The sequence below is a fragment of the Streptomyces sp. NBC_01335 genome (assembly GCF_035953295.1).
Lineage (GTDB): Bacteria > Actinomycetota > Actinomycetes > Streptomycetales > Streptomycetaceae > Streptomyces.
On sequence record NZ_CP108370.1, the window covers coordinates 8,015,582 to 8,037,819 of the forward strand.

The 22,238-nt window shown below is 71.7% G+C and carries 26 protein-coding genes; 5 read left to right on the top strand and 21 right to left on the bottom strand.

Annotation, left to right across the window (positions count from 1 at the left end; all coding sequences use genetic code 11):
- Positions 1-14: 14 nt before the first annotated feature.
- Positions 15-632, bottom strand: coding sequence for a TetR/AcrR family transcriptional regulator (locus tag OG599_RS33725; RefSeq protein ID WP_327179767.1), 618 nt, complete (start codon positions 630-632; stop codon positions 15-17).
- Between the two features lie 86 nt (positions 633-718).
- Between OG599_RS33725 and OG599_RS33730 the strand changes: the two genes are divergently transcribed.
- A complete protein-coding gene (locus OG599_RS33730) occupies positions 719-1,492 on the top strand; it encodes a glucose 1-dehydrogenase (protein WP_327179768.1) in 774 nt (257 codons plus the stop codon).
- A gap of 92 nt (positions 1,493-1,584) precedes the next feature.
- Here OG599_RS33730 and OG599_RS33735 read toward each other — a convergent pair whose 3' ends face one another.
- The 12 genes from OG599_RS33735 to OG599_RS33790 form a co-directional block, all read right to left on the bottom strand.
- On the bottom strand, positions 1,585-2,289 hold the full coding sequence (locus OG599_RS33735; protein ID WP_327179769.1) for a HemK2/MTQ2 family protein methyltransferase: 705 nt from the start codon (positions 2,287-2,289) through the stop codon (positions 1,585-1,587).
- 108 nt (positions 2,290-2,397) lie between these two features.
- The gene (locus OG599_RS33740; protein WP_327179770.1) at positions 2,398-3,384 is read right to left on the bottom strand and encodes an iron-containing redox enzyme family protein; all 987 of its coding nucleotides are present in this window, start codon (positions 3,382-3,384) and stop codon (positions 2,398-2,400) included.
- A 2-nt stretch (positions 3,385-3,386) separates the two neighbouring features.
- A complete protein-coding gene (locus OG599_RS33745) occupies positions 3,387-3,665 on the bottom strand; it encodes a gas vesicle protein K (protein WP_327179771.1) in 279 nt (92 codons plus the stop codon).
- Complete coding sequence (locus OG599_RS33750; RefSeq protein WP_327179772.1) at positions 3,662-3,889, bottom strand: gas vesicle protein; 228 nt, start codon at positions 3,887-3,889, stop codon at positions 3,662-3,664. Before OG599_RS33750 ends, OG599_RS33745 begins: the two co-directional genes overlap by 4 nt.
- Complete coding sequence (locus tag OG599_RS33755; protein ID WP_327179773.1) at positions 3,886-4,716, bottom strand: GvpL/GvpF family gas vesicle protein; 831 nt, start codon at positions 4,714-4,716, stop codon at positions 3,886-3,888. The genes OG599_RS33750 and OG599_RS33755 overlap by 4 nt, the downstream gene beginning before the upstream one ends.
- The gene (locus OG599_RS33760; RefSeq protein WP_442809639.1) at positions 4,713-5,075 is read right to left on the bottom strand and encodes a gas vesicle protein; all 363 of its coding nucleotides are present in this window, start codon (positions 5,073-5,075) and stop codon (positions 4,713-4,715) included. The genes OG599_RS33755 and OG599_RS33760 overlap by 4 nt, the downstream gene beginning before the upstream one ends.
- Positions 5,072-6,232, bottom strand: a complete 1,161-nt coding sequence (locus OG599_RS33765) for an SRPBCC family protein (protein WP_327179775.1) — start codon at positions 6,230-6,232, stop codon at positions 5,072-5,074. Before OG599_RS33765 ends, OG599_RS33760 begins: the two co-directional genes overlap by 4 nt.
- Positions 6,233-6,238: 6 nt before the next feature.
- Complete coding sequence (locus tag OG599_RS33770; protein WP_327179776.1) at positions 6,239-7,219, bottom strand: histone protein; 981 nt, start codon at positions 7,217-7,219, stop codon at positions 6,239-6,241.
- 3 nt (positions 7,220-7,222) lie between these two features.
- The gene (locus OG599_RS33775) at positions 7,223-7,480 is read right to left on the bottom strand and encodes a gas vesicle protein GvpG (RefSeq protein ID WP_327179777.1); all 258 of its coding nucleotides are present in this window, start codon (positions 7,478-7,480) and stop codon (positions 7,223-7,225) included.
- The gene (locus OG599_RS33780; RefSeq protein WP_327179778.1) at positions 7,471-8,232 is read right to left on the bottom strand and encodes a GvpL/GvpF family gas vesicle protein; all 762 of its coding nucleotides are present in this window, start codon (positions 8,230-8,232) and stop codon (positions 7,471-7,473) included. Before OG599_RS33780 ends, OG599_RS33775 begins: the two co-directional genes overlap by 10 nt.
- A 3-nt stretch (positions 8,233-8,235) precedes the next feature.
- A complete protein-coding gene (locus tag OG599_RS33785) occupies positions 8,236-8,706 on the bottom strand; it encodes a gas vesicle structural protein GvpA (RefSeq protein WP_327179779.1) in 471 nt (156 codons plus the stop codon).
- Between the two features lie 30 nt (positions 8,707-8,736).
- A complete protein-coding gene (locus OG599_RS33790; RefSeq protein ID WP_327179780.1) occupies positions 8,737-9,057 on the bottom strand; it encodes a gas vesicle protein GvpO in 321 nt (106 codons plus the stop codon).
- Between the two features lie 154 nt (positions 9,058-9,211).
- Between OG599_RS33790 and OG599_RS33795 the strand changes: the two genes are divergently transcribed.
- The 3 genes from OG599_RS33795 to arcA all read left to right on the top strand — a co-directional run bounded on the left by OG599_RS33795 (position 9,212) and on the right by arcA (position 12,452).
- Positions 9,212-9,367, top strand: coding sequence for a DUF6131 family protein (locus OG599_RS33795; RefSeq protein WP_327179781.1), 156 nt, complete (start codon positions 9,212-9,214; stop codon positions 9,365-9,367).
- 312 nt (positions 9,368-9,679) lie between these two features.
- A complete protein-coding gene (locus OG599_RS33800) occupies positions 9,680-11,140 on the top strand; it encodes a basic amino acid/polyamine antiporter (RefSeq protein ID WP_327179782.1) in 1,461 nt (486 codons plus the stop codon).
- 52 nt (positions 11,141-11,192) lie between these two features.
- The gene (gene arcA / locus OG599_RS33805; RefSeq protein WP_327179783.1) at positions 11,193-12,452 is read left to right on the top strand and encodes an arginine deiminase; all 1,260 of its coding nucleotides are present in this window, start codon (positions 11,193-11,195) and stop codon (positions 12,450-12,452) included.
- A gap of 31 nt (positions 12,453-12,483) precedes the next feature.
- Here the strand turns inward: arcA and OG599_RS33810 are convergent, their stop codons facing one another.
- The 7 genes from OG599_RS33810 to OG599_RS33840 all read right to left on the bottom strand — a co-directional run bounded on the left by OG599_RS33810 (position 12,484) and on the right by OG599_RS33840 (position 19,728).
- Positions 12,484-13,458 (bottom strand): acetylxylan esterase, encoded by a 975-nt coding sequence (locus OG599_RS33810; RefSeq protein ID WP_327179784.1) that lies wholly within the window; start codon positions 13,456-13,458, stop codon positions 12,484-12,486.
- Positions 13,459-13,660: 202 nt separating this feature from the next.
- Positions 13,661-15,436, bottom strand: coding sequence for an asparagine synthetase B family protein (locus OG599_RS33815; protein WP_327179785.1), 1,776 nt, complete (start codon positions 15,434-15,436; stop codon positions 13,661-13,663).
- A 59-nt stretch (positions 15,437-15,495) separates the two neighbouring features.
- Positions 15,496-16,047: a hypothetical protein gene (locus OG599_RS33820; protein WP_327179786.1), complete on the bottom strand. Its 552-nt coding sequence runs from the start codon at positions 16,045-16,047 to the stop codon at positions 15,496-15,498.
- Between the two features lie 12 nt (positions 16,048-16,059).
- Entirely contained in the window at positions 16,060-16,986 is a 927-nt protein-coding gene (locus OG599_RS33825; RefSeq protein WP_327179787.1) for a hypothetical protein, read from the bottom strand.
- Positions 16,983-18,173 (bottom strand): hypothetical protein, encoded by a 1,191-nt coding sequence (locus tag OG599_RS33830; RefSeq protein ID WP_327179788.1) that lies wholly within the window; start codon positions 18,171-18,173, stop codon positions 16,983-16,985. The genes OG599_RS33825 and OG599_RS33830 overlap by 4 nt, the downstream gene beginning before the upstream one ends.
- On the bottom strand, positions 18,170-19,246 hold the full coding sequence (locus OG599_RS33835) for a hypothetical protein (protein WP_327179789.1): 1,077 nt from the start codon (positions 19,244-19,246) through the stop codon (positions 18,170-18,172). The genes OG599_RS33830 and OG599_RS33835 overlap by 4 nt, the downstream gene beginning before the upstream one ends.
- Positions 19,243-19,728 (bottom strand): hypothetical protein, encoded by a 486-nt coding sequence (locus OG599_RS33840; RefSeq protein ID WP_327179790.1) that lies wholly within the window; start codon positions 19,726-19,728, stop codon positions 19,243-19,245. Before OG599_RS33840 ends, OG599_RS33835 begins: the two co-directional genes overlap by 4 nt.
- A 222-nt stretch (positions 19,729-19,950) precedes the next feature.
- On the opposite strand from OG599_RS33840, the gene OG599_RS33845 reads away from it, so the two are divergent.
- Entirely contained in the window at positions 19,951-21,630 is a 1,680-nt protein-coding gene (locus tag OG599_RS33845; protein WP_327179791.1) for an MFS transporter, read from the top strand.
- 93 nt (positions 21,631-21,723) lie between these two features.
- Here OG599_RS33845 and OG599_RS33850 read toward each other — a convergent pair whose 3' ends face one another.
- Positions 21,724-22,197, bottom strand: a complete 474-nt coding sequence (locus OG599_RS33850; RefSeq protein ID WP_327179792.1) for a hypothetical protein — start codon at positions 22,195-22,197, stop codon at positions 21,724-21,726.
- Positions 22,198-22,238 lie beyond the last annotated feature (41 nt).

Consider the following 22,238-nt stretch of genomic DNA (forward strand, 5'->3'; position numbering starts at 1 on the left):
GCCGGTACGCGGGATCAGAGCCGTGCCACGGGCCATGCGGCCAGGGCGAGTTCGGCGGTTGCGGCCAGCTCTGCCGCCGTGGCCCCGTCGCGGGCGCGCTGCGACAGGCCCTGGACGACCGCCGCGAAGTACGCCGCCAGCGCACGGGGGTCGGCGGTGTCGGGAAGTTCGCCCGCCTGTCGCGCCTCGCGCAGCCGGACCTCGAAGACGTCCAGGCTCCGGTTGCGCAGGTCGCGCAGGAACTCCTCGACCTCGGCATCCTGCGCGGCGACGTTGGTGGCCGCGCAGATCGTCATGCACCCGGCCGGGTGGGCGGGGTCGGGATAGATGACCGCGGCCTCGCGCAGGATGCGGGCGAACGCGGCGTACGCGGTGGGTTCCTCCTCGAGCGCGACACCCATGAAGGCGCCCACGGGCGAGCGCCCGTAGCTGTGCACCGCCTCCTCGAACAAGGACTTCTTGTCCCCGAAGGCCGCGTACAGGCTGCCGGGCCTGATGCCCATCGCCTCGGTCAGCTCGGCGACGGAGGTGGCCGCGTAGCCGCGTTCCCAGAACAGACGGGTGGCCGCGGCCAGTGCCGCGGTCCTGTCGAACGTCCTCGGCCGTCCTCGCTCAGCGCGCGTCTCAGTCACCCCTCCATTTTAGAGCGCTCACTCAAGAAGGCGTGCTAACTTCTTTGTTGAGTGTTCGATCAACAAATAGAGGGTGGTCAACAGCCATGGAAACACGGGCGCTTGAGGGCAAGACGGCACTGGTCACCGGCGGTGGCCGAGGCATCGGACGGGCCGTAGCGCTCCGTCTCGGCCGGGACGGCGCAACCGTCGCAGTCGCCTACGCCCGCGACGAGACGGCGGCGCACGAGGTCGTCGAGCGCATCCGCAAGGACGGCGGCCGGGCCTTCGCCCTCCACGCGGAGCTGGGGCGGCACGGTGACGCCGCCCGCCTGTGGGCTGCCTTCGATGCCCAGGCCGATGCGCTCGCGCCCGGGGGAGCCGTCGACATCATCGTCAACAACGCCGGCATCGGCCGCAGCTCCGACCTGGCCTCGCTCACCGAGGACGGTTTCGACGAGGTCTTCGCCGTGAACGTCCGCGCCCCGTTCTTCATCGTGCAGCAAGGGCTGGAGCGACTGCGCGACGGCGGGCGGATCATCAACATCTCCAGCGGCGCGGCCCGCCTTGCCATGCCGGAGATCATCGCCTACGGCGCCACCAAGGGCGCGCTCGACACCTTCACCCTCACCCTCGCCAAGGAACTGGGACCCCGGGGCATCACCGTGAACTCGGTGGCGCCCGGCGTCATCGACACCGATGTCAACGCGAGCTGGCTGCGTGGCAATCCGCAAGCCGAAGCAGACGCGGCGTCCCTGGCCGCGCTGGGCCGGATCGGGCAGCCGGAAGACGTGGCCGACATCGTGGCCTTCCTCGCTTCCGACGACGCGCGCTGGGTGACCGGCCGGGTGATCGACGCGACGGGGGGCTCCGGGCTGTGACACCCCCCGGGGCCGCACCCCGCGGTGGTGTTCCTCCCGAGGGGATCGGCAGGCGGAACGCGTCCGAGGGCCCGGTTTCCCGGCCGCGGACCTCACACGGCAGGGCCTGCGGCCGGAGAACCGGCGCGTACGCCACGTACGACCACCAGCTCCTCGCTCTCCGCGCCCCGCCCGAGCAGGCCCCGGTCACCCAGCCACGCCCGACGCGAGCGCAGGACCGGCCCCAGCGGAACCCGGGCCCGTTCGCGCACCTCGGCGGGCAGCCCCGCCCGTTCCAGGCGCTCCACGGTCAGGTCCGGGTCGCAGAGCGCCGAGTGCACCATCAGCAGCACCCCGCCCGGCCGCAGCGCCTCCCGGGCCCCGTCGCAGACGCGGTCCAGGACGACGCGCCCGTCCAGGCCCGCGTCCCAGGCCCTCGCACGTCCGTGCCCGGGGAGCTCGGGCGCGGGCGAGGGCACGTAGGGCGGATTGCACAGCACCAGGTCGTAGGTATGGCCCCGGACGGCGGCGGTCAGATCGCTGCGCCGCACGTCGACGCGGTGGCGGTGGAGCCGGGCGTTGGCCCGGGCGGTCAGCACGGCCCGGCGGGACAGGTCGACCGCCGTGACCGAACCGCCGAGCTGGGCGGCGCGGATCGCCAGCGCACCGCTCCCCGTGCCGAGATCCAGCACCCTCGTACCCGGCGCCAGCGCCTCGCGTTCGAGCGCCCGCATCAGCAGGCGGGTGTCGTGCTGCGGCGCGTAGACACCGGGCAGGGTGAGGACGAACGGCGCGGGCGACGCCACATCGGTGGCCATCGGGGCTCCCTCGGACGTAAGGATGAGCGGTCTGTCCCAGGGTGGGGCGGAATCGCCCCGGTCACCACTCGGCGCCATCGGTGCCGGGCCCCCCGCGGAAAGCCCCTCTCAGCGGGCCGGCCGGCCGCGCCAGCCCGCCAGCAGCCGTTCCCCGAGCCGTTCCTCCAGGAAGCCGGTGGCGGTGACGCCGAACGCGACGTCGGCCGCCAGCTCCGGCTCGTCCGCCAGCAGTCCCGCGACGACCTCGCGTCTGACCACCTGCTCGTGCACGGCGTCCGCCTCGACGTGCTCGACGTAGAAGAACTCGGCGGCGCTGCCCGCCCCGACGCGCCGCATCGCCTGGGCGAGTCGACGCGAGGCGGGCGACGAGGTGATCTCCACCGCCGCGAAGTGCCCCACCAGAGCGCCCCGCAGACGCCGGTGCAGCCCGAACAACGACATCAGATTGACCAGAGCCAGCATCTCGGCGTGACCCTCGTCCACATAGTGGCCGTAGGCGGTCTCCAGCCCCAGGTCCGCCATCAGATCGGCGAAGAGGCGCGCGTGGACGCGCTCCGCGCGCCCGGCCCCGAACTCGTCGTACTCGATCGCCGCCATCCCCGCCTTGGCCCGTCCGCCGAGTCGCGGCAGTACCCAGGCGTGCGGGTCGGCCTCCTTCAGGTGGTACAGCGACCGCTGGACGGCGTACTCGCGGACGTGCCGCAGCTCCCCGTGGTCTTTGAGGAAGTCCGACACCCCCTGGCCGTGCACCGGTTCCACCAGGAGCCCGGCCAGGACGTCCTCCAGGGAACCGGTGCCCGTGGCGTCGCGCCGCAATGCGGTCAGGAAGGAGTCCTCGGCACCCTTGCGCACGGCCAGCAGGTCCGGGTCCCACTCCAGATCCGGGTCCACCCCCGCGAACCCCCGGTAGTGCAGCTCGTAGCACGCGTACAGCGCCAGGTGGAGATCCTCGCCGTACGGATCGGCCGCACGGGCGTCTCCGGGCCGCGGCAGACCGCCCGCACCCCGCAGACGAGCGAGTACGCCTTCCGAAAACGGCCCCCGGGCGCGGGGCAGTTCCGGTGCAATGTGCGCTCCGCCGCCGTACGCGTCCATCGTCAGTCCCGGGGCAGCAGGGACCCGAGGGGCCCCAGGTCCAGGTTGAGGTCCTCGGGGCGCACGCCGTGCTGCTCGCAGAGTTCGGTCATCCGCTGGTCGAGCATCATCAGGGTGGCGCCGATCTCGTCGGCCTGCTCGTCGGTGAGATCGCCCTGGTCGACCCGGCGGATCGCCTGCCGCTCCATGAGCTGACGCAGCAACTCCACCACGGTGAGGACGAGCGTGACCAGGTCACGGCCCATCCGCTCACGGTCGAGGTCGAGCCGGGCCCCGGTCACAGCGGTCCTCCGTCGGCCCAGGGAGCGGGCACGCGTTCGCTGACCGAGGACAGCAGCGCGTGCAGCGACAGCCGTACCAGCGGAACGTCCGCGATGGCGATCACCAGATCCCCGCTGATGACGACTCCGGTCGCGAGCACCCGGTCGAGCAGATCGACCAGCGGCACCCCGATCGGGCCACTCAGCGGCTCGGCGGAATCCCAGGGCACCACCTCGCGGTTCATCCCTCCACCTCGCCCACGAACGAGTACGGCACCCAGGGACCCGACAGCGCGACCTCCACGTCGCCCGGCTCCCGCAACGACTTTGCCAGCCGGTGCAACTCGGCCGACCTGGCCTCCGCCACCAGATAGGTGGCGTTGAGGACCTGCACGCCCTGGTCGTCGCCGGAAGGGGCGGAGTGCAACCGCAGCCTGCGGGCCTCCGCCGCGACCCGGCGGAACGCCTCGTCCACCGCGTCGGCCCTGAGTCCCGCTTCGACGTGACGGCGCTGCCGGCTCTCCTGGATGTTCCTGCGCCGGTTCAGATAGGCGAGCCCCGAACCCGCGGCGGGCCTGGCCCGGTCCGACGGCGCGGCAGCCGGTTCCTCCCGGCTCGTGGTGTCCTGGGCCACCGAGGGGGACAGGAAAACCTTGACGCCCCACTCCGCGTGGTGGGCGACCCGGTCGAGTGCGCGGTCGAACCGCGCCACCTGCGACCCGAGCGCCGCCCGGGCGCTCCCGTCACCGTGGTAGAGCGTCGCCATCGGGAGCGGCACGGTCGGCGTGCCACCGGCGACCGCGGTGACCACACCATGGTGTGCCCGCGCGTACCGCTCCAACTCCTCCTGGTCGGCCAGCCGTTCCTGCCACACCTCGTCGGTGAAGTCCTCTGCCCGCACGGTCTGCACCACGGCCGACAGATGTGATCCGAGGGGCAGCGCGCGTACGGGCTCCTCGCCGGTGAGGCCGGGCAACCGCCCGAGTGCACCCGGGTCGGGATCGCGGCACACGGCGAAGACATAGAGGGCGCCGCCCCCGGAAGCGGAGCCGGTGCGAAGGGTACGGGTCATGTGCGTGCGCGCTCCCTGGATCTCTTCCGTTCGTCGGCGTCGGCTTCGTCGGGGGACTCCAACGCCTTGATGCGTTCGCGCAGTTCGCGGTTCTCCTCCTGGAGGGCGCTGCGCGATGCGCGTGAACTGAGTGCGGGATCGGTCTCCCACCAGTCGATTCCGGCCTTCTTGGCCGTGTCCACCGAGGCCACGAAGAGCCGGAGCCGGATGGTGAGCAGCTCGATGTCGAGGAGATCGATCTTGATGTCTCCCGCGATGACGATGCCCTTGTCGAGAACCCGTTCCAGGATGTCGGCGAGATTGGTCGTCTGCGGACCGGGAATGGTGTCAGCGGCCTGCCGGTACGTCATGTCCGTCACCGTCGTCCGCCCCCTCTCCGCTTCCTGGGACGAGGCGCCTCTTCTTCTTCCTCCTCCTCTTCCTCGCCGTCCTCGTCGTCGTCCTCCTCGCCGTCCTCGTCGTCGTCCTCGTCGTCTCCCTCTTCTTCCTCCTCCTCTTCGTCCTCGTACTCGCCGTCCTCTTCTTCGTCCTCGTCCTCGTCTGCGTACTCGCCGTCGTCCTCTTCGTCGTCCTCTCCGTCTTCGGCGTCCTCGAAGTCGCCGTCCTCTTCCTCGTCGCCTTCTTCCTCGTCCTCCTGGCCTTCCTGCTCCTCCGCTTCCTCTTCCGCCACCGCGTCCTCGTGGGAGACGACGACCTCTCCGTCACGGATCTCGCCGCGCCAGCCCTCGGGGGGTTCGGCGCTGAGGGTGACGTAGCGCTGGAAGTGCTTGAAGTCCAGGCGAATGCGGCGCCCCTGGACACGCCAGAGGTTGCCCGTCTTCTCGAAGAAGCCCGCCGGGTAGTACTCCACGACCAGGATGATCCTGGTCAGGGAAGGTGCCAGCTCATGGAAGCTGACGGCGCCGCGCGTGCTGCCCTTGGCTCCCTCGGACGTCCACACGATCCGTTCGTCGGGAATCTGTTCCTGCACGGTGGCCTTGAAGCCGCGGGAGGAAGGGCCGATCTTCACCTTCCAGTCGCTCTCCATCTCGTCGCCCATCGAGACGCTCTGGACGCCCTTGGTGAAGCTGCTGAACTGGTCGTACTGCGTCCAGTGGTCGTACGCCTCGCGCAACGGCACGCCGACGTCGAGGACTTCGATGATGTTCATGGACTTTCCGCCCGACTTGCTTTTCCCGCCGCCCTTTCCGCCGCCGCCGCCGCCGTCTCCGCCGCCTCCGCCGCCTCCGCCGAAGGCGTCCTTCGCCTTGCCCACGACGTTGTCCTTCACGCCCTTGGCCTTCTCGGAGACGAAGGCCTTCAGCGGTGATTCCCCTTGCAGGACACGGGATCCGATGGCGGGGAGGGACCCGCCGTTCGCGACACCGGTCAGCTGACTGGTGACGTCCGTGAGTTTCTCCCCGGCCTTCCCGGCCAGTCGCTCCACCTGACCGGAGAGGTAGCCCGAGAGCTCCTCGCGCAGCCGCTCGACACCTGACACCTGGTCCTCGGGACCGTCCTTCTCGTTGCTGGCCATGGCTCGCTACCTCCGGCGATCGGCGCGCTTGGAAGCCGTCCGCTTGGACGACGACGTCTTCTTGGCCGCCGCGCTCTTCTTGGCAGGCGCTTTCTTCGCGGCGCTCTTCTTGGCCGGGGCCTTCTTCGCGGCCGTCTTGCCCGCGGACTTCTTGGCGGGAGCCTTCTTGGCCGCGCTCTTCTTGGCGGGAGCAGCCTTCTTGGCGGGCGCCGACTTCTTCGCCGCCTTCTTGGCGGGAGCGGTCTTCTTGGCCGGGGGAGCCTTCTTCGCCGCCTTCTTGGCGGGCGCCGACTGCTTGGGCTCGGCCTTCTTGGCAGGCGCCTTCTTCGCTGCCGCCTTCTTGGCCGGGGCCTTCTTCGCGGCACCCCGTGAGCGGGAGCGCGGGGCGGGCTCCTCCTCGGGCTCCTCCTCGGGCTCTTCGTCCTCCTCGGGCTCCTCTTCCTCGGGCTCCTCCTCGGGTTCCTCGTCCTCCGGCTCTTCCTCTTCCTCTTCCTCTTCCTCCTCCTCGTCCTCAGGCTCTTCCTCGGGCTCCTCGTCGTAGCCGTCCTCGTCCTCCCCCTCGAACTGCTCTTCGTCCTCGGGCTCTTCCTCCCAGGGCCCCTCGTCCTCCTCCTCCTCCTCGTCCTCGTCCCCGCCCTCGATCTCACCCTCGATCTCCTCGGCCGGGCGGCCTCGCTCGCCGAGGCGGGCCGTGCGCTCGCCGATCGCCTCGGCCAGCGACACCATCCCGCGGTTGGCGGCCGCCGAGACCGCCTCGCGGCCCGCGTCGAGCACCTCGCCCCGCAACTGCTCCTGCAACTCGGCGATCTGCGGCACATCGCTCAGCCGCCGCATCCCCTCGGCCGCGAGTTGCTTCGGTTCGAGACCGAACCGCCGTCCCGCCAGGTAGGTCGCGACCGTGATCGCGAGCCTGCCCTTCTTCGTCCGCCCCAGTACGTACCCGCCCACCACCGCGGCAGCGAGCGTCACCTTGGCCGTATCGTCCATGGGTCAGTCACCTTCGATCGTCCGGTTCGCCGCCACGCCTTCGGCGTGGAGCCGGTCGAGCAGCAGTTCCTCTTGACGTTCGAACTCTTCGATGTCGATGTGGCCGTCCTCCAATTCGCGGTTGAGCGCGGCTAATTGGGCCCTGAGGACGGTCGGGTCGTTCAGTTCGCGCTCCGCCGCCCCGTGCACCTTGTCCGCCACCCACACCACCCCGCGCACAGGGGCGAGGGGGAGCAGGAGAATCCCGGTGATCAGCCCCATGCCGCACCCGTCCGGGCCGGCGCGAGCGAGGTGGCGCCGGTCACGAAGCTGTAGCAGGGCAGCGGGCCCACGACCCTGAGGTCGACGTGGTCGGGTCGCGCGTCGGCAAGACGCCGTGCCGCCGTGCGGAACTCGCTCTCCCGGGCCCGGTCGACGAGGAACGACACGTTGAGCGCGCAGTCGCGCACCTCGGGCCCTCTCGACACCGCGTGGGCCATCGCAGTGAGCTCGGTCAGGATCTCTTCCCCGGCCTCGGCCGCCCTGCGCGCCAGCGCCTTGGCCACCGCCTCACCCAGCCGTACGGAAGCCTCGTAGCCCGGCGTCCGGCGGGCGTCCTGGCGGAGCCGGCGTACCTGTGGCTCCTCGGCGACCACCGCGGCGAGCGAGTCCTGCGCCGGGAACGCCTTGACGTTGATCTCCACACGTCCGGCCAGTTGCTCCAGGGTCTCCAGGCAGGCCTTCTCGGTGGCGGCCAGCTGCTGGAGCACGGTCTGCTCGCCCGTCGCCACCATGCCGAAGCGCATGGGCAGCACGGAGTCGACCTCCGCGAGCCTGAACAGCAGTTCCTGGTGCGCCATGAGATCCCGTCGCCGGGCGCGCAGCCGTGCGGGCGCCTCGCTGACCACCGCACGTACCGCTCCCCGCCCGATGGCCGTGAGGCGCGCGGGAGGAGTGCCGACGCCGCTCAGCCCGGTCGGCACGGCCGTGGTGTGGCGGACGATGCCGTACACGTACACACCTTGCGTCGGCATGGGTCAGGCCTCCACGGGACGACGGCGACGGGCGCCGCCGGAGCGCTCGGGAGCCCGCCGCTTCTTGGGGCGTACGGGCTCCTCCGCCTCGTCGGTCTCGTCGTCCCGATCGGCGTCGCGGTCGTCCGCGCCCACGGCCTTGCGCACGGTGTCCCCGACCGTCGAAGCCGCCTTGCGCACCTTGCGCTTGCCGATCGACTTGGCCGCGGTCCCGCCGAGCAGTTCGGGGATCGTGGTGCTGCCGGAATCCCGCTCCAGGTCCAGACGGTTGCACGCCTCCGCGAACCGCAGATACGTGTCCACACTCGCCACGACGATGCGGGCGTCGATCTTCAGGATCTCGATCCCGACCAGGGACACCCGGATGAAGACGTCGATCACCATGCCGCGGTCGAGGATGAGTTCCAGTACGTCGTAGAGAGTGCCGGAACGTGGCGGGCATGTGACTTCGTCGGAGTAGGAGGTCGTGGCCATGGGGGTCCTTCCGGTTCTGGGGCCGCCGCGTCACTCGTCGGCGGAACCCCGTCGGTAGCGGCGCACTCGGCGGTACTCCACGAGTTCGCCCTCCTGGTCCAGCCGCACCTCGTAGGAGGCGAGCAGGCTCGTGGTGTCAGGAATGCGGGGCACCTCAAGGACGTCGACGACGACGCACCAGCCGTCGTCGTCGGAGCGCCGGACGGCGGAGACGCCCTCCAGCGGATGCGCGATCAGGCCCTCCAGGCTCTGGCAGGCAGCCCGGGCCGCTTTCTGGGGACCGCCGTCCGAGGAGCCCTCGCGTACGGCGGACGGGGTGTGAGCGGCCCGCTTGCGACGTGTCTCTGCCATGGTTCCCAGTCTGGGTGCCACCGCGTTCGGTGCATCTTGGGCGGAGCCATCGGCGCATACCCGCTGGTCCACCGGACGCGACGGTGATTCTGTCCCCACAAGCCCGAGAGGGGAGAGGCGCGCATACTGGATTCACTACGGGACGGAGAATGCCATGATCGTTCTCGGCGTGATCCTGCTGGTGATCGGTCTGATCACCGGGCTTTCCATTCTGTGGACCATCGGCATCGTGCTGCTGGTCGTCGGGGCTGTGCTGCTCCTGCTCGGCGCCACCGGGCGCTCGGTGGGTGGCAGACGGCACTACTGGTAGACGCGGCATCCATGTCGTGCGTGGCCACCGGGTCCCTGCGGGCTTCCGGTCGGCACCGCCGCGGGGCGGCGCCGGACTCATCCGCCAAGGCACGCAAGGCTGTTGCCGAGTGGTCAACGGGGTGACACCTGCCTCACCAGGGCCGGGTGTCGACCCATGTGTGCGCCAGCACCGCACACATGGGACAAAAAACTTGAAATATGACAAAGCGGTCTAGTGGCACTAGATTCCCGTCGCAATGAACGTGTGTCAGATAGACCGGAGCGCATCGTCCCCGCGTGGACCGGAAGAGGCACCTCGCGGAGGGGAAACATGACCAGCGCCGAGGCCGGTACCGACACTCCCGCTGAGGCGTCGTCGCCGGCGGCCAAGCTGACCCTGCTCACCCTCACGACGATGGTCGTCGGCTCCATGGTCGGAGCCGGCGTCTTCTCGCTGCCCCGGCGCTTCGCCGCGGAGACCGGTGTCGCCGGAGCCCTGATCTCCTGGGCGGTCGCCGGCATCGGCATGCTGATGCTCGCGTTCGTCTTCCAGAAGCTCGCGGTCCGCAGACCCGACCTCGACGCGGGTGTGTACGCCTACGCCAAGGCCGGGTTCGGCGAGTACCTTGGTTTCTTTTCGGCCTTCGGCTACTGGGCCAGCGCCTGCGTCGGCAACGTGACCTACTGGGTCCTCATCATGTCCACCATCGGGGCGATCGCCCCGGCCCTCGGAGACGGCGACACGGCACTCGCCATCGTGCTGTCGTCGGTGGGGCTGTGGGGGTTCTTCCTCCTCATCCGGCGGGGAGTGAAGGAAGCGGCGGCGATCAACCGGATCGTGACCGTGGCGAAGGTCGTCCCGATCCTCGTCTTCGTGATCCTCGCCCTCTTCTACCTCGACGCGTCCGTCTTCGCCGACAACTTCGCCGGGGCCGACTACGCGGGCTCGCTCTTCAACCAGGTGCGCGGCACCATGCTGGCCACCGTCTTCGTCTTCCTCGGCGTCGAAGGGGCCAGCGTCTACTCCCGCCACGCCAAGCGGCGCGAGGACGTCGGCCGGGCCACCATCCTCGGCTTCCTCAGCGTCTTCGCCGTCTTCGCCTCCGTCACCATCGTCTCGTACGGCATCCTGCCGATGGCCGAGATCGCCGAACTCCGCCAGCCCTCCATGGCCGGGGTCCTGGAAGCGGCGGTCGGCACCTGGGGCAAGGTCTTCGTCAGCGTGGGGCTCATCATCTCCGTCCTCGGCGCCTACCTGGCGTGGACACTGATGGCCGCCGAGGTGCTCTTCGTCGCCGCCAAGGACGAGGACATGCCCCGCTTCCTGGGCCGGTCCACCGCCGCCGACGTGCCCGTACCGGCCCTGCTCATGACGACGGCACTGAGCCAGCTGGTCCTCGTCATCACCGCCTTCTCGGACGACGCCTTCAACTTCGCGCTCGACCTGACCAGCGCGCTCACCCTCATCCCGTTCCTGCTGGCCGCCGGCTTCGCCCTCAAGATCGCGCTGAGGCCCGAAAAGGAACGTGCCGAGGGCCGCGTCACCCGGGGGGAGCTGGTGGTCGCCGCGCTCGCGACCGTGTACACGGCCTTCCTGCTCTACGCGGCGGGGCTGAAGTTCGTCCTCGTCTCCTTCATCCTCTACGCCCCGGCGACCTTCCTGTTCATCAAGGCCCGGCGGGAGCAGAACCGCCGCCTCTTCTCCCCGGTCGAAGCGGTCATCTGCGCCGTCTCGATCGCGGGCGCCGTCATGGGGGTGATCGCCCTGGCCGCCGGCTGGATCGAACTCTGACCCGTCCCACCCCGGCCGACCCGCCGGTGAACCGCGAAAGGCTTCCCCCCCCATGACTGACACGACCGCCCAGAGCCCGGCCCTCGGCGTCCACTCCGAGGTCGGCAAGCTGCGCAAGGTCCTGGTCTGCGCACCCGGGATGGCCCACCGGCGGCTCACCCCCACCAACGCGGACGACCTGCTCTTCGACGACGTGATGTGGGTGGAGAACGCCCAGCGCGACCACGCCGACTTCGTCGACAAGCTGCGGCAGGCGGACGTCGACGTCGTCGAACTCCACGAACTGCTCGCCGAGACCATGGCGATCCCGGCGGCCCGGGACTGGCTGCTGGACCGCAAGATCACCGCCAACGAGGTCGGCCTCGGGCTCATCGAGAACACCCGTGCCTTCCTGGAGTCGCTGGAACCCCGCCGGCTCGCCGAGTACCTGATCGGCGGGCTCGCCACCGCGGACCTCCCCGACGAGTTCCGCTCCGGCTACCTGGCACTGGCCCGCGAGTCGACGGCCGCCCGCGAATACCTCATGCCGCCGCTGCCGAACACCCTGTACACCCGGGACACCACCTGCTGGCTCTACGGCGGCGTCACCCTCAACCCCCTGTACTGGCCCGCCCGCCACGGCGAGACCCTCCTGATGGCCGCCATATACGCCTTCCACCCCGACTACCGGGGCGCGAAGGTGTGGTGGGGCGACCCCGAACAGGACTGGGGACAGGCCACCTTCGAGGGCGGTGACATCATGCCCGTCGGCAACGGCGTCGTCCTCATGGGCATGAGCGAGCGGACCTCCCGCCAGGCCATCACCCAGGTCGCCGCCTCCCTCTTCCGCGAGGGCGCCGCCGAGCGCGTCATCGTCGCGGGCATGCCCAAGCTGCGTTCAGCCATGCACCTGGACACCGTCTTCACCTTCGCCGACCGCGACATCGTGACGCTCTATCCGAGGATCATGGACGCGGTCCACACCTTCTCCCTGCGCCCCGGCGACAAGGCGCCGGGCGTCGAGATCACGGATGAGGGCGCCACCCCCTTCGTCGACGTCGTGGCCGAGGGACTCGGCCTGCCCGCACTGCGGGTCATCGAGACGGGCGGCGACGTGTACGCCTCCGAACGCCAGCAGTGGGACAGCGGCAACAACGCCGTGGCACTGGAACCCGGCGTGGTCTTCACCTACGACCGCAACACCCAGACGAACACCCTGCTGCGCAAGGCGGGCGTGGAGGTCATCACCATCGTCGGCGCGGAGCTGGGGCGCGGACGAGGCGGCGGCCACTGCATGACCTGCCCGCTCGTCCGCGACCCCGTCTCCTTCTGACCCGCCACCTGTCGGGGTGGGCCTTCATTGGTCAGGCCGTCAGCTTCCCGGGCAGCCAGGCGAGCTGAGCGGCCTCCTGGTGGGGACCGCCGCCCTCGTGGTCGTTGAAGTCGTAGACCTCTATCGACTTGTCGGCGTGGGCGTACGCGTTGAACGCGGCGAACACCGTGGACGGCGGGCAGGTGAGGTCCTCCAGCGCCGTCGAGAACAGCGCCGGCGCCGAGGCCCGCGCGGCGAAGTGCACCCCGTCGAAGTAGGCGAGCGTCTCCTTGACCCGCTCGGTGCGGCCCCGGTGCGTCTTGAGGTAATTGCCCACCTCGCGGTAGGGGTTGCGGTCGGTCACCGTGAGGGCGCGCGGGAAGTCGCAGAGGAACGGGACGTCCGGCGCCACGGCGGCCAGGTCCGGTACGAGGCCGGCGACCGCGAGCGTGATGCCGCCGCCCTGGCTGATGCCGGCAGCCGCGGTGCGCGACGCGTCGACGAGCGGGTGGGAGCGGGCGGCCTCCACGGCCCGGACCGCGTCGGTGTAAAGCCGCCGGTAGTAGTACTCGTCCGGGTCCTCGATGCCCCGGGTCATGACCCCCGGGAACGCGGGCCCGCTGCCCACCGGATCGGCGGTGTCGCCGCCGGCCCAGCCGCTGCCCTGGCCCCGGGTGTCCATGACGAAGTGCGCGAACCCGGCCGACGCCCAGAGCAGATGGGTGTGCGCCAGGCCCCGCCCGCCGCCGTACCCGATGAACTGCACCACCGCCGGGACCGGTTCGGTGGTGCCCGCCGGAAGCACCAGCCAGCCCCTGACCGGGTGGCCGCCGAAGCCGGCGAAGGTCGCGTCGTACACCTCCACGGTCTTCAGGCCCGTGTCCGCGCGGAGTTCGAAGCGCGCGTCGAGCGGGTGGCTGCGGGTCTCTTCGAGCGTCCTCGACCAGAACGCGTCGAAGTCGGCGGGCTCCGCCGAAGCGCTTCGGTACGTGCGGAGTTCTTCGAGGGGCAGGTCGAACAGGGACATGCGGGCCGCTTTCGTCGCACGGATGAATGATCACACCGTACGTGTGATCACCCGGTCCGCAGAAGAGCCCGGTTCCGCCCCCGGAGGAGAGGTGTCACGGCCGCCCGAGGCGTACCGTGACCGTCTTCGGCCGCTGGTACTCGTCGAGGGCGAGCACGCCGCCGCGTGCGAGGCGAGCAGCCCCAGGCGTCCGGCCCGCTCCTCAGAGGTCGTACGAGCGGAGCCAGAGCTCCAGCGTGAGGACGAGCCAGAGCTTCCCTCCCTGGCGCGGCAGCAGAGTGCCCTCGCCCTTCAGCCACGTGCGGATCGTGTCCTGGCGGAACAGCCCGCGCTCCCGGGCCCCGCGCCCCAGCAGCAGATCGTTGCCGAGGTCCCGCAGCGGGCCGGTGAGCCACTGCTGGACCGGCACCCGCATCCCGCTCTTCGGGCGGTCCACGACGGTGCCGGGGAGAAGATCGCGCACCGCCTCCTTGAGGACCCACTTCTCCACCGTGCCCCGGAGCTTGTACACCGGGGGAGTGGCGAAGGCGTGGTCGACCACCCGCCGGTCGAAGAGCGGTGCGCGGCCCTCGACACCCTGGGACGAGGTCAGCCGCTCGACCTTGGTGAGGATGTGGTGGGCGCCCTTGGTCCGCAGGTTGCAGTGGAGCAGCTGGTTGAGCAGGCTGCTCATGCGGTACGGACTGTCCGGGCCCGGCAGCAGGTACGGCTCGACGAAGCGCTGCGGCCGGGGCGCGCCCGCCAGCGCGTCCAGCGCCTGCGGGGTCAGCAGCACCGGAAGGTCCGTCCAGCACTTGCGGTACGACCGCAGGTAGGCCGTCGCCCGGTCCTCGTCCCACGGCGCCCCGGATTCCCGTTGCATCTCCTGCACCAGCATGGGGAGGTTCTTCGGGCCGCCGAAGACGGGGTCGCCGCCCTCGCCGTTGAGCACCACCGACGCCCCCTCGTCGGCCACCGCCTCCGCGAGCAGCAGGTTGGGCACCGTCAGCGGGTCACCCACCGGACTGTCCAGCAGCGCCGCCGCCTCCGCGAGCCGCGCCGCGACCGTCGCACCGGAGACGTTCAACACGCGGTGCCGGGTCCCGCAGTGCGCGGCGACGAGGCCCGAGTAGCCCAATTCGTTGGGGAGTCCGTCACCGAAGCTGATGGAGTACGTGCGGACCGGACGGCTGTGCAGCTTCGCCGCGAGCGCCGTGACCAGCGAACTGTCGATGCCCCCGGACAGCAGCACCGCCACCGGATCCGCCTCGGGCAGCCGGCAGGCCACCGCGTCCTCCAGCAGGGCCCGCAGCCCCAGGACATGGTCCTGCGGGCCGTCGAGCGCGTCCCGGTCGAGCCGCTCGACCGGCTCCCAGTGGACGGTCTCGCTCACCGAGCCGTCCGGCGACAACCGCAGCACCCGGCCCGGCAGCACCTCCCGCACACCCGTCAGCAGCGTCTCCTCACCCGGCAGGTACGCGAAGGTCAGGAACGAGCGGACCGCGGCCGGATTCAAGGACGTGCCCAGCGCCGGCCACCTGCGCAGTGCCCGCAACGAGGTCGAGGCGGACCACGCCCCGTCCGCCCGCGCGTAGAACACCGTACGGGCGCCCACGTGGTCGCGGATCAGCACCAGGTCGGTGCCGTCGAGCACCGCCAGCACGAACATGCCCTCGGCGAGCGCCACCCCCTCGGCACCCAGCGACGCCCAGCAGCGCAGCAGCAGTTCGGCGTCCGGGCAGCGCGCGGGGGCAGGGGTCCCGTGCTGCTCCAGCGCGTCCCGCAGCGCCGGTGCGTTGTGGAGGGTGACCTCACCGGTCGCGGTGAGCCCGCACGCGGTGAACGGGCCCTCGGCCGGGCCGGGTTCGCCGCGCAACAGGGCCGCGTCCGCGCGCGGGACGGTGATCTCCGGCCCGACGCCGGGGATCGCGCCCATCGCCCGGACATGGGCGCGGGCCCCGTCCGTCGTGGGGGCCAGACTCATACAGAAGCGCGCCATCGACGGCTCCTTTCCGCTCTGTTCCTCGCCGGGTTTCCGTCGTGCGCCACACCGGTGGCTCAGCCGAAGTCGTCGTCGCTCCAGCCGCCGTCGTCCCCGTCGCCCCAGTCGCCGTCCCAGTCGTCGTCCCCCGAATCGACCGGCCCGCCCGAGTCGCCGGAACCGGCCCCGTCGCCACCCGCGCCGCCGTCCCCTCCGGAGGCCTGCGCCTGACGGCGCAGCTCCTCCTCTTCCTCCGGGCTCAGGCTCAGCGGCGGCAACTGCGCCTCCGTGACGGCCAGAGACGTCACCCCGATGCCCGCCAGCAGCAGGCCCATCCGGCCGCCGAAGGACGTGCGGTTGACCGTGAGGGTGTCGCCACGCCCCCACACGGTCCGGCCGTACCCGAGGTCCCGGCCGTAGGTGACTTGGCCGTTGGAGACACGTTTGACGATGCGATCACCGAGGAGTTCGTCGGTGCCCGACGCCCCCTCGTCGTCGTGCCAGCGCACCAGCCCCGCCACCGCCGGATCGCGCCGCCGCCACTCCTGCCGGCCGTCCTGGTAGGAGCGGTGCACACTGCCGTCCGCCAGCAGCTCGTCGCTGTAGCCGATCTCTGTGGGCCTCATCATGGTCTGCTGTCCTCAAGCTCTTCCGGTCGGATCGGGCCAGCTCAAGAAGCCCGTGGTGCGCAGGTCCCGCAGCCCCGTCCACACCGAGGCCCGCGTCACCCGGGGCCCGCGGGTGAGACGCAGCACCCCGCGGACCAGCCAGCCGGGGGGTACGGCGGCGACCTCGGCGAAACGGCCCTGCGCCAGCCACGCCGTCTCCTGCGGCCTGAGAGTGCCGGGCAGCGCGGCCAGCTCCTCCCGCCGGACCGGGCCGCGCCCGGCCGGCAAGCGCATGGCCTGCGCATGGCGCGGTACGAGCCCGAGGGAGGAGACCCGCACGCCGGGGACGGGGCCGAGGGAGGCCCGGACCCGGCCGCGCAGCGCGATGCCCCGGGGGCTCGCGTCGTGGAGCACGTACACCGTCGCCCCGTCCGCGCGCTCCAGCGCGGTGGTCAGCCGCGGGTCGAAGGGCAGCGCGTCGGCCACCGTGAGGACCGGGCAGGCCGCCTCCAGGTGGACGTGGTTGGCCAGCAGCATCCGGGCGATCGCGTGGTCCTGGCAGACCAGGAGGCGGGGCAGCCCGTAGTCGTGGAGGTCGGGTTCGCTCGTTCGCGCCGGGGCGGGTGCCGCCCCGGGCGGGGAGGGCAGCAGGCCCGGCACCGTGTCCCGGCCCCGGGCGTCCAGCGCGCGGGTGAACGACGACAGCCGCAGATACGGCCGCGCGGTGCGCGGAACCCGGCTCAGCACGGTCAGCGCCGGATCGAGGACCCGGCAGGTCTCGAAGTACAACTGACGTTCGGTGAAACGGAGTCCGCCCGGTTCGGCGGCCCGTGCGGCGGCGGTGTCGATCGCGGCGCGGAGGGCGGCGTCCAGCGCGCGGACGAGCAGGCGGGGGCCGGGTCCGCCGGACGGGTCCGGGAGGGCGTGCGCCCTGATGAGGGGCGGGCGTCGGGGCGTCATGAGGTGCTCCTGTCGCGCTGGTCGTGCTTCCCGGTGGTGCGGGAGGCGCCGCGGGGCTGCGGCTGCCCGGTGGGGTCGGGCCAGGTGAGGAACCCCTGGGAGAACGGGCTCCCGGGGAGATCCGGCCTCGGGGCCGGCGCCGTCACGGCGTGCTCGACCGCCCTGGTGACGGCCTCGGCGAGGACCGGGGGCGGCACAGCGGCGATCGGCCACCACCATCCCTCGGCCAGCCGGTCGGCCTCGTGTCCGGGCAGACCGGCCACGGTGCGCAGCAGTTCGGCGTCGCACCCCGACCCGCCGGAGAAACGGCGGACGGCACGCGGGTTGCGGGCGACGGCTCCCGGCCGGAGACCCGCGTCCACGACGGTCCGGCCGGGATGCGCCGCACGGAGCGCAGGTGCGAGCAGGGCGCCCTCGGCGTCCGCGTCGTGCACCACCACGACCGGCAGACCGGCCGGGTGACCGGCCAGCAGCTCCAGCGCCTCGCGCACGCGTCCCGGCCCGTCCGTGCCGCCGACCCGGTCGGCGGCCTTCGTCACCAGGAGGACGTGCGGCCGGTTCGGGAGCCCGTTCTCCCCGAGGAAGCGTGCGACGACCGGCTCGGTGCAGAGGAGCACCACGTGGGGCGGTCCCGACCGGGCCTCGGCCGCGCGTCGCGCGGCAGCGGCGCCCGCCGCGCGCCTCTCGTCCACCACCCCGCGGGGCAGTCCGCCGTAGGTCGTCGTCCAGGCGCCGTGCATCAGCGCTCTGAACGTGTTCTCCGGCGGCTGGACCAGCGCGAACGCGCCCCGCTCCGGACGATGGCGCAGCGCGGCCGCCAGGACGAGCACCACCGGCACCAGCCACCCGGCGGCCGTCCGGAGCCCGCCGTGCGCCACGACCGCACCCGTCACCAGCGCGGCGGAGAGCGGCAGCGCGACCGCCCAGCGCACCCACGCCCGGACACCGCGCGGCCGGGACGCCTCCGAGAACGGGTTGGACGACCGGGACGCGTACCAGAGCTGGGTCAGGGTGATCCTCAGGCGGCCGTTGCCGGTGGCCCGCTCGACGCGGCGCCGGATGCGGACGTCGTGCATCCCCGCACCGTCCGACCAGGGGTCCAGGGCGTAGCGCCGCCCGCAGCGCACACATCGGCCGCCGACGCGTTCCTTGCGGTTGATCCGCGCCTCGCAGCCCGGGCAGATCACCGGCCGGGCTCCCGTCCGGTACCGGGGGAGGGCCAGGTCAGGAAGCCCAGGCCGGCCGCCCCGGCGCGGGCGGGATCGGGCCGTCCGGTGGCCCGGGAGGCGCACCGCGCGACGACGTCCAGCAACCGGGCCGGAGGCAGCGCGACGAGCGGGAACCCCCAGCCCTGCCCCAGCCACTTCAGCTCCGCTTCGCCGAACTCGCCGAGAGCGGCGAGTTCACGCCGCGCCGCCGCGTCGGGTCCGCGCCACCGGTCGCGTACCGGCACCGCCCGGGCCAGGCCGTGGACCTTGCCCACGGGGAGACCGGCGTCGACCACCCTGGTGGACGGAAACGCGTCGCGGGCACGCCGGACGAGGAGCACCCCGTGGGCGTCCGCGTCGTGCAGCACGATCACCGGCCCCCGCGGCGCCAGGCCCACGGCCTCGTCGAGGGTCCGGACGAGCGCCAGGCCGTAGTGGCCGGCCACGCCCTCCGCCGCGAGGAACGCGACGATCGACGGATCGGGGCAGAGCAGGACCCCGTCGGCCCCGGCGCCCCGAGCGGGCTTCTGCGGCGAGATCGGCACGCCGTACGGGTTCCGTTCCCGCACCGGCTCGTCCACCAGGCCGGGCGGCAGCTCGCCGTACACCCTGAGCCACGGGGCGAGGACCGCCGAGCGGAACGCGTCGCGATCCACCGGCGGGACGCCCCGTCCCACCCCGGCACCGCGTGCGACGACCACCGACAGCGACACCAGCAGGAAGACCGCCCCGGTGAAGAAGGCCGGCACGAAGGGGACCAGGACACCGGCGAGCAGCAGGGCGACGCCCCCGACGGCCAGCAGCGGGTTCCAGACCGCGCCGAGGGCGCTGGTCCGCAGCGAACGACGCGAGAGGGCGTACCACAGCTGACCGGGGGCGACCGCGACGTGACCCTCGGCCGACAGCGCGGCCATCACCCGCCGCACCCGCAGGTCGCTGAGACCCAGCGTGTTGGTCTTCGGATCCAGTGCGTAGAGGCGCCGGCAGTACGCGCACCTGTTGCCGGGGCGTTCCTTGCGGAGCAACTGGTGCTCGCAGTGCGGACAGATCACCGGCGGGCCTCCAACCTTGGTGCCACCCGGCGCAGCCGGCCCGCCAGCCGCTCCCGGACCGTGGCCGGGGCGACGCCGTGGACGTTCTGGCGCTCCTCCGCGGAACGCAGGGGCACTTGCAGGGCACGGAAGGCGGTGGTGGCCTCCGTGGCGAGCGCCCCGCCGCGAGGCCCTGGCGGCTCCCCGCCGAGGGCCCGGCACTCCGCCTCCGCGGCGGTGATCGCGTGCGGCCGCTCCGGGGCCGTCGCCGCGTCCCCCACCAGACAGTGGGCGAACCGGCCGTCGTCGATGAAGGGGATCGTCCCGCCGCCGGGACCCGGCGGGCGGCAGTCGTCACGGTCGACGGCGGCGACGGAGCCGTCCCGTCGCACATGGTTGAGGCGGACACCACGGGGCAGCGCCCCGCGTACCGGGTCCGGTATCTCCCCGCCCGCGCCCATCGCGCCTCCCCCTGCCCCCGTGACGCGCGGCGCGCGCGTCACGAGGGAATCGTAGGGCCGGACGGGGCCCGAGCGGGAGGCGTGAGCACGTCTCTCCGGTGAAGTCGCGGTGAACGGGAGGTGCGAGGGGCGGACGAACGGCGCGGTGGACGGCCGACGGGCGCCCGAATGGCGGCACCCAGGCCCGGGGCCTACCGTCGAACGGGTAACGCGTCCGGCCCGCCCGGGCCGTGGACGCCGCCGTCGGCAGACGTGAGTACTGATATGACGGACTCTTCCGCGCACGTCGCGCATCTGGCCGCGCCCCGCAACGAGGGACGCGGCAAAGGCATGGCACTCCTGGTCATCACCTCGTGCCAGCTGATGGTCGTGCTCGACATCACCATCGTCAACATCGCGCTCCCGCACATCCAGACCGCACTGGGCTTCAGCACCGAGAACCTCTCGTGGGTGATCAACGCCTACACCCTGACGTTCGGTGGACTGCTCCTGCTCGGCGGACGGCTGGGAGACATCCTCGGACGTCGCAGGGTCTTCATCTTCGGCGTCCTGCTCTTCGTGTTCGCCTCCCTCCTCGGCGGTCTGTCGCAGGAGTCCTGGCAATTGCTCGCCGCCCGCGCGCTCCAGGGCGTCGGCGGCGCCATCGCGTCCCCCACGGCACTGTCGCTGATCACCACGACCTTCCGTGAAGGACCCGAAAGGAACAGGGCGTTCGGCGTCTTCGCCGCCGTCTCCGCGGGCGGCAGCGCGATCGGCCTGCTCGCCGGCGGCCTGCTGGTGGAGTGGCTCGACTGGCGGTGGATCTTCTTCGTCAACGTGCCGATCGGCCTGCTGATCGCACTGGCCACCCCCCGCTACATCCCGGAGTCCGTACGCCACCCTGGCCACTTCGACGTCCTCGGCGCACTCACCTCCACCCTCGGCATGGTGCTGCTCGTCTACGGCTTCATCCGGGCCTCGGAGGACGGCTGGAGCGACACGGTCACCCTCGGGGCCTTCGCGGCCGCCGTGGTGCTGCTCGCCGCGTTCATCGCCGTCGAGCAGCGGTCGAAACAACCGATCACCCCGCTCTGGATGTTCCGCGACCGCAACCGCGCGGGCACCTACGGCATCATGCTGTCGCTGTCCGCCGCGATGTTCGGCATGTTCTTCTTCCTGACCCTGTTCGTGCAGAACGTCCTCGGCTTCAGCCCGCTGCGCGCCGGTCTCGCCTTCCTCCCGGTGAGCGCCATCATCGCGGTCGGCGCCGGATTCGCCTCCCAACTGCTGCCCAGGTGGGGGCCGAAACCGTTCATGGTGACGGGCGCGGTGCTGGCGGCGGCGGGACTCGGCTGGCTGACCCTGACCGACGCCAACAGCACCTATCTGGGCAGCCTGCTCGGCCCGGTGCTCGTCTTCGGCTTCGGCATGGGACTCCAGTTCGTCTCGCTGACCCTGATGGCGGTCTCCGGCGTCCGCCCCAAGGAAGCGGGCGCGGCCTCCGGCATCCTCAACGCCACCCAGCAGGTCGGCGGTTCGCTCGGCCTCTCCATCCTGGTCACGGTCTTCGGCACCGCGAGCCGCAACGAGGCCACCGACCAGATCCCGAAGTTCATGCAGGAGGCGACCCCCGCGCAGCAACTGGAGTTCCGCAGGACCGGCGAACTCCCGCCGCCCTGGGGCAACGAGGTGCTGACGTCCGGCGTGTCCGCCGCCTTCGTCGTCGCGGCCGTGCTCGCCGTACTCGCCGCACTGATCTCCCTCTTCGTCATCCAGGTCCGCGCCTCCGACCGCGAACGGCTCCAGGGCGGCATGGCCCCCGCGACGGACGAGGACGAGGACGTCGCGGTGGGGACGGGTACGCGTACGGGGACGGCCGCCGAACGGGACGGTGCGGCGCTCGGGGACGGTACGGGGCTCCGGGACCGTGCGCCGGACGACGGACCGGCGCCACCGGGGACCTGACCGGCGCTCCTCGCCCCTGTGCATGTCCTCCGGCCGGCCACGGTCCAAGGACATGCACGGGGGCGAGGCGTCATGAGGGTGCGGCAGGGGAGTTCAGTGCGTGGCGAGGGTGTCCGTCCCCATGTCCAGCCGCATGGCGTCGCGTACCTCGGCGAGCGCGTCCATGACGTCGACGAAGGCGCGCTCACAGCGGGCGTCACCGTCCACCACTCCGGCACCCGCCTCGTCCCGCAGCCTGCGCACGCTCCGGAAGTAGCGCAGGGCGGGTTCGACGACGGCGCGCGGCGCGAAAACCTCCAGCTGATAGCGGAGTTCGTAGCACTTGGCGAAGCTCTGCCGGGCACGGACCTGACGGTCGGCGTCGGTCGGTGTCCGGTCGAGTATCAGGAGTTGCAGCTCGCCGCGTACCTGGGAGAGCGTCCCGAGGTAGGCCCCGTACAGTTCGCGCCTGCTACGCCGCCACTCGCCGGCCGCCTCACGTCGGTCCTTGCGGGTCTCGATCAACAGCGTCGAGCCCATGGCGATCACCGCACCGAGAAGCGTGGCCACCAGCGTCATCCATTCCATGTCCGGACACGGTAGGGAGACCGGGTGATCCACGCCAGGGT

Coding starts and splice junctions, on each gene's coding strand:
- OG599_RS33730 (WP_327179768.1), top strand. CDS start 719: ATGGAAACACGGGCGCTTGAGGGCAAGACGGCACTGGTCACCGGCGGT.
- OG599_RS33735 (WP_327179769.1), bottom strand. CDS start 2,289: ATGGCCACCGATGTGGCGTCGCCCGCGCCGTTCGTCCTCACCCTGCCC.
- OG599_RS33740 (WP_327179770.1), bottom strand. CDS start 3,384: ATGGACGCGTACGGCGGCGGAGCGCACATTGCACCGGAACTGCCCCGC.
- OG599_RS33750 (WP_327179772.1), bottom strand. CDS start 3,889: ATGAACCGCGAGGTGGTGCCCTGGGATTCCGCCGAGCCGCTGAGTGGC.
- OG599_RS33755 (WP_327179773.1), bottom strand. CDS start 4,716: ATGACCCGTACCCTTCGCACCGGCTCCGCTTCCGGGGGCGGCGCCCTC.
- OG599_RS33765 (WP_327179775.1), bottom strand. CDS start 6,232: ATGGCCAGCAACGAGAAGGACGGTCCCGAGGACCAGGTGTCAGGTGTC.
- OG599_RS33770 (WP_327179776.1), bottom strand. CDS start 7,219: ATGGACGATACGGCCAAGGTGACGCTCGCTGCCGCGGTGGTGGGCGGG.
- OG599_RS33775 (WP_327179777.1), bottom strand. CDS start 7,480: ATGGGGCTGATCACCGGGATTCTCCTGCTCCCCCTCGCCCCTGTGCGC.
- OG599_RS33780 (WP_327179778.1), bottom strand. CDS start 8,232: ATGCCGACGCAAGGTGTGTACGTGTACGGCATCGTCCGCCACACCACG.
- OG599_RS33785 (WP_327179779.1), bottom strand. CDS start 8,706: ATGGCCACGACCTCCTACTCCGACGAAGTCACATGCCCGCCACGTTCC.
- OG599_RS33790 (WP_327179780.1), bottom strand. CDS start 9,057: ATGGCAGAGACACGTCGCAAGCGGGCCGCTCACACCCCGTCCGCCGTA.
- OG599_RS33795 (WP_327179781.1), top strand. CDS start 9,212: ATGATCGTTCTCGGCGTGATCCTGCTGGTGATCGGTCTGATCACCGGG.
- OG599_RS33800 (WP_327179782.1), top strand. CDS start 9,680: ATGACCAGCGCCGAGGCCGGTACCGACACTCCCGCTGAGGCGTCGTCG.
- arcA (WP_327179783.1), top strand. CDS start 11,193: ATGACTGACACGACCGCCCAGAGCCCGGCCCTCGGCGTCCACTCCGAG.
- OG599_RS33810 (WP_327179784.1), bottom strand. CDS start 13,458: ATGTCCCTGTTCGACCTGCCCCTCGAAGAACTCCGCACGTACCGAAGC.
- OG599_RS33815 (WP_327179785.1), bottom strand. CDS start 15,436: ATGGCGCGCTTCTGTATGAGTCTGGCCCCCACGACGGACGGGGCCCGC.
- OG599_RS33820 (WP_327179786.1), bottom strand. CDS start 16,047: ATGATGAGGCCCACAGAGATCGGCTACAGCGACGAGCTGCTGGCGGAC.
- OG599_RS33825 (WP_327179787.1), bottom strand. CDS start 16,986: ATGACGCCCCGACGCCCGCCCCTCATCAGGGCGCACGCCCTCCCGGAC.
- OG599_RS33845 (WP_327179791.1), top strand. CDS start 19,951: ATGACGGACTCTTCCGCGCACGTCGCGCATCTGGCCGCGCCCCGCAAC.
- OG599_RS33850 (WP_327179792.1), bottom strand. CDS start 22,197: ATGGAATGGATGACGCTGGTGGCCACGCTTCTCGGTGCGGTGATCGCC.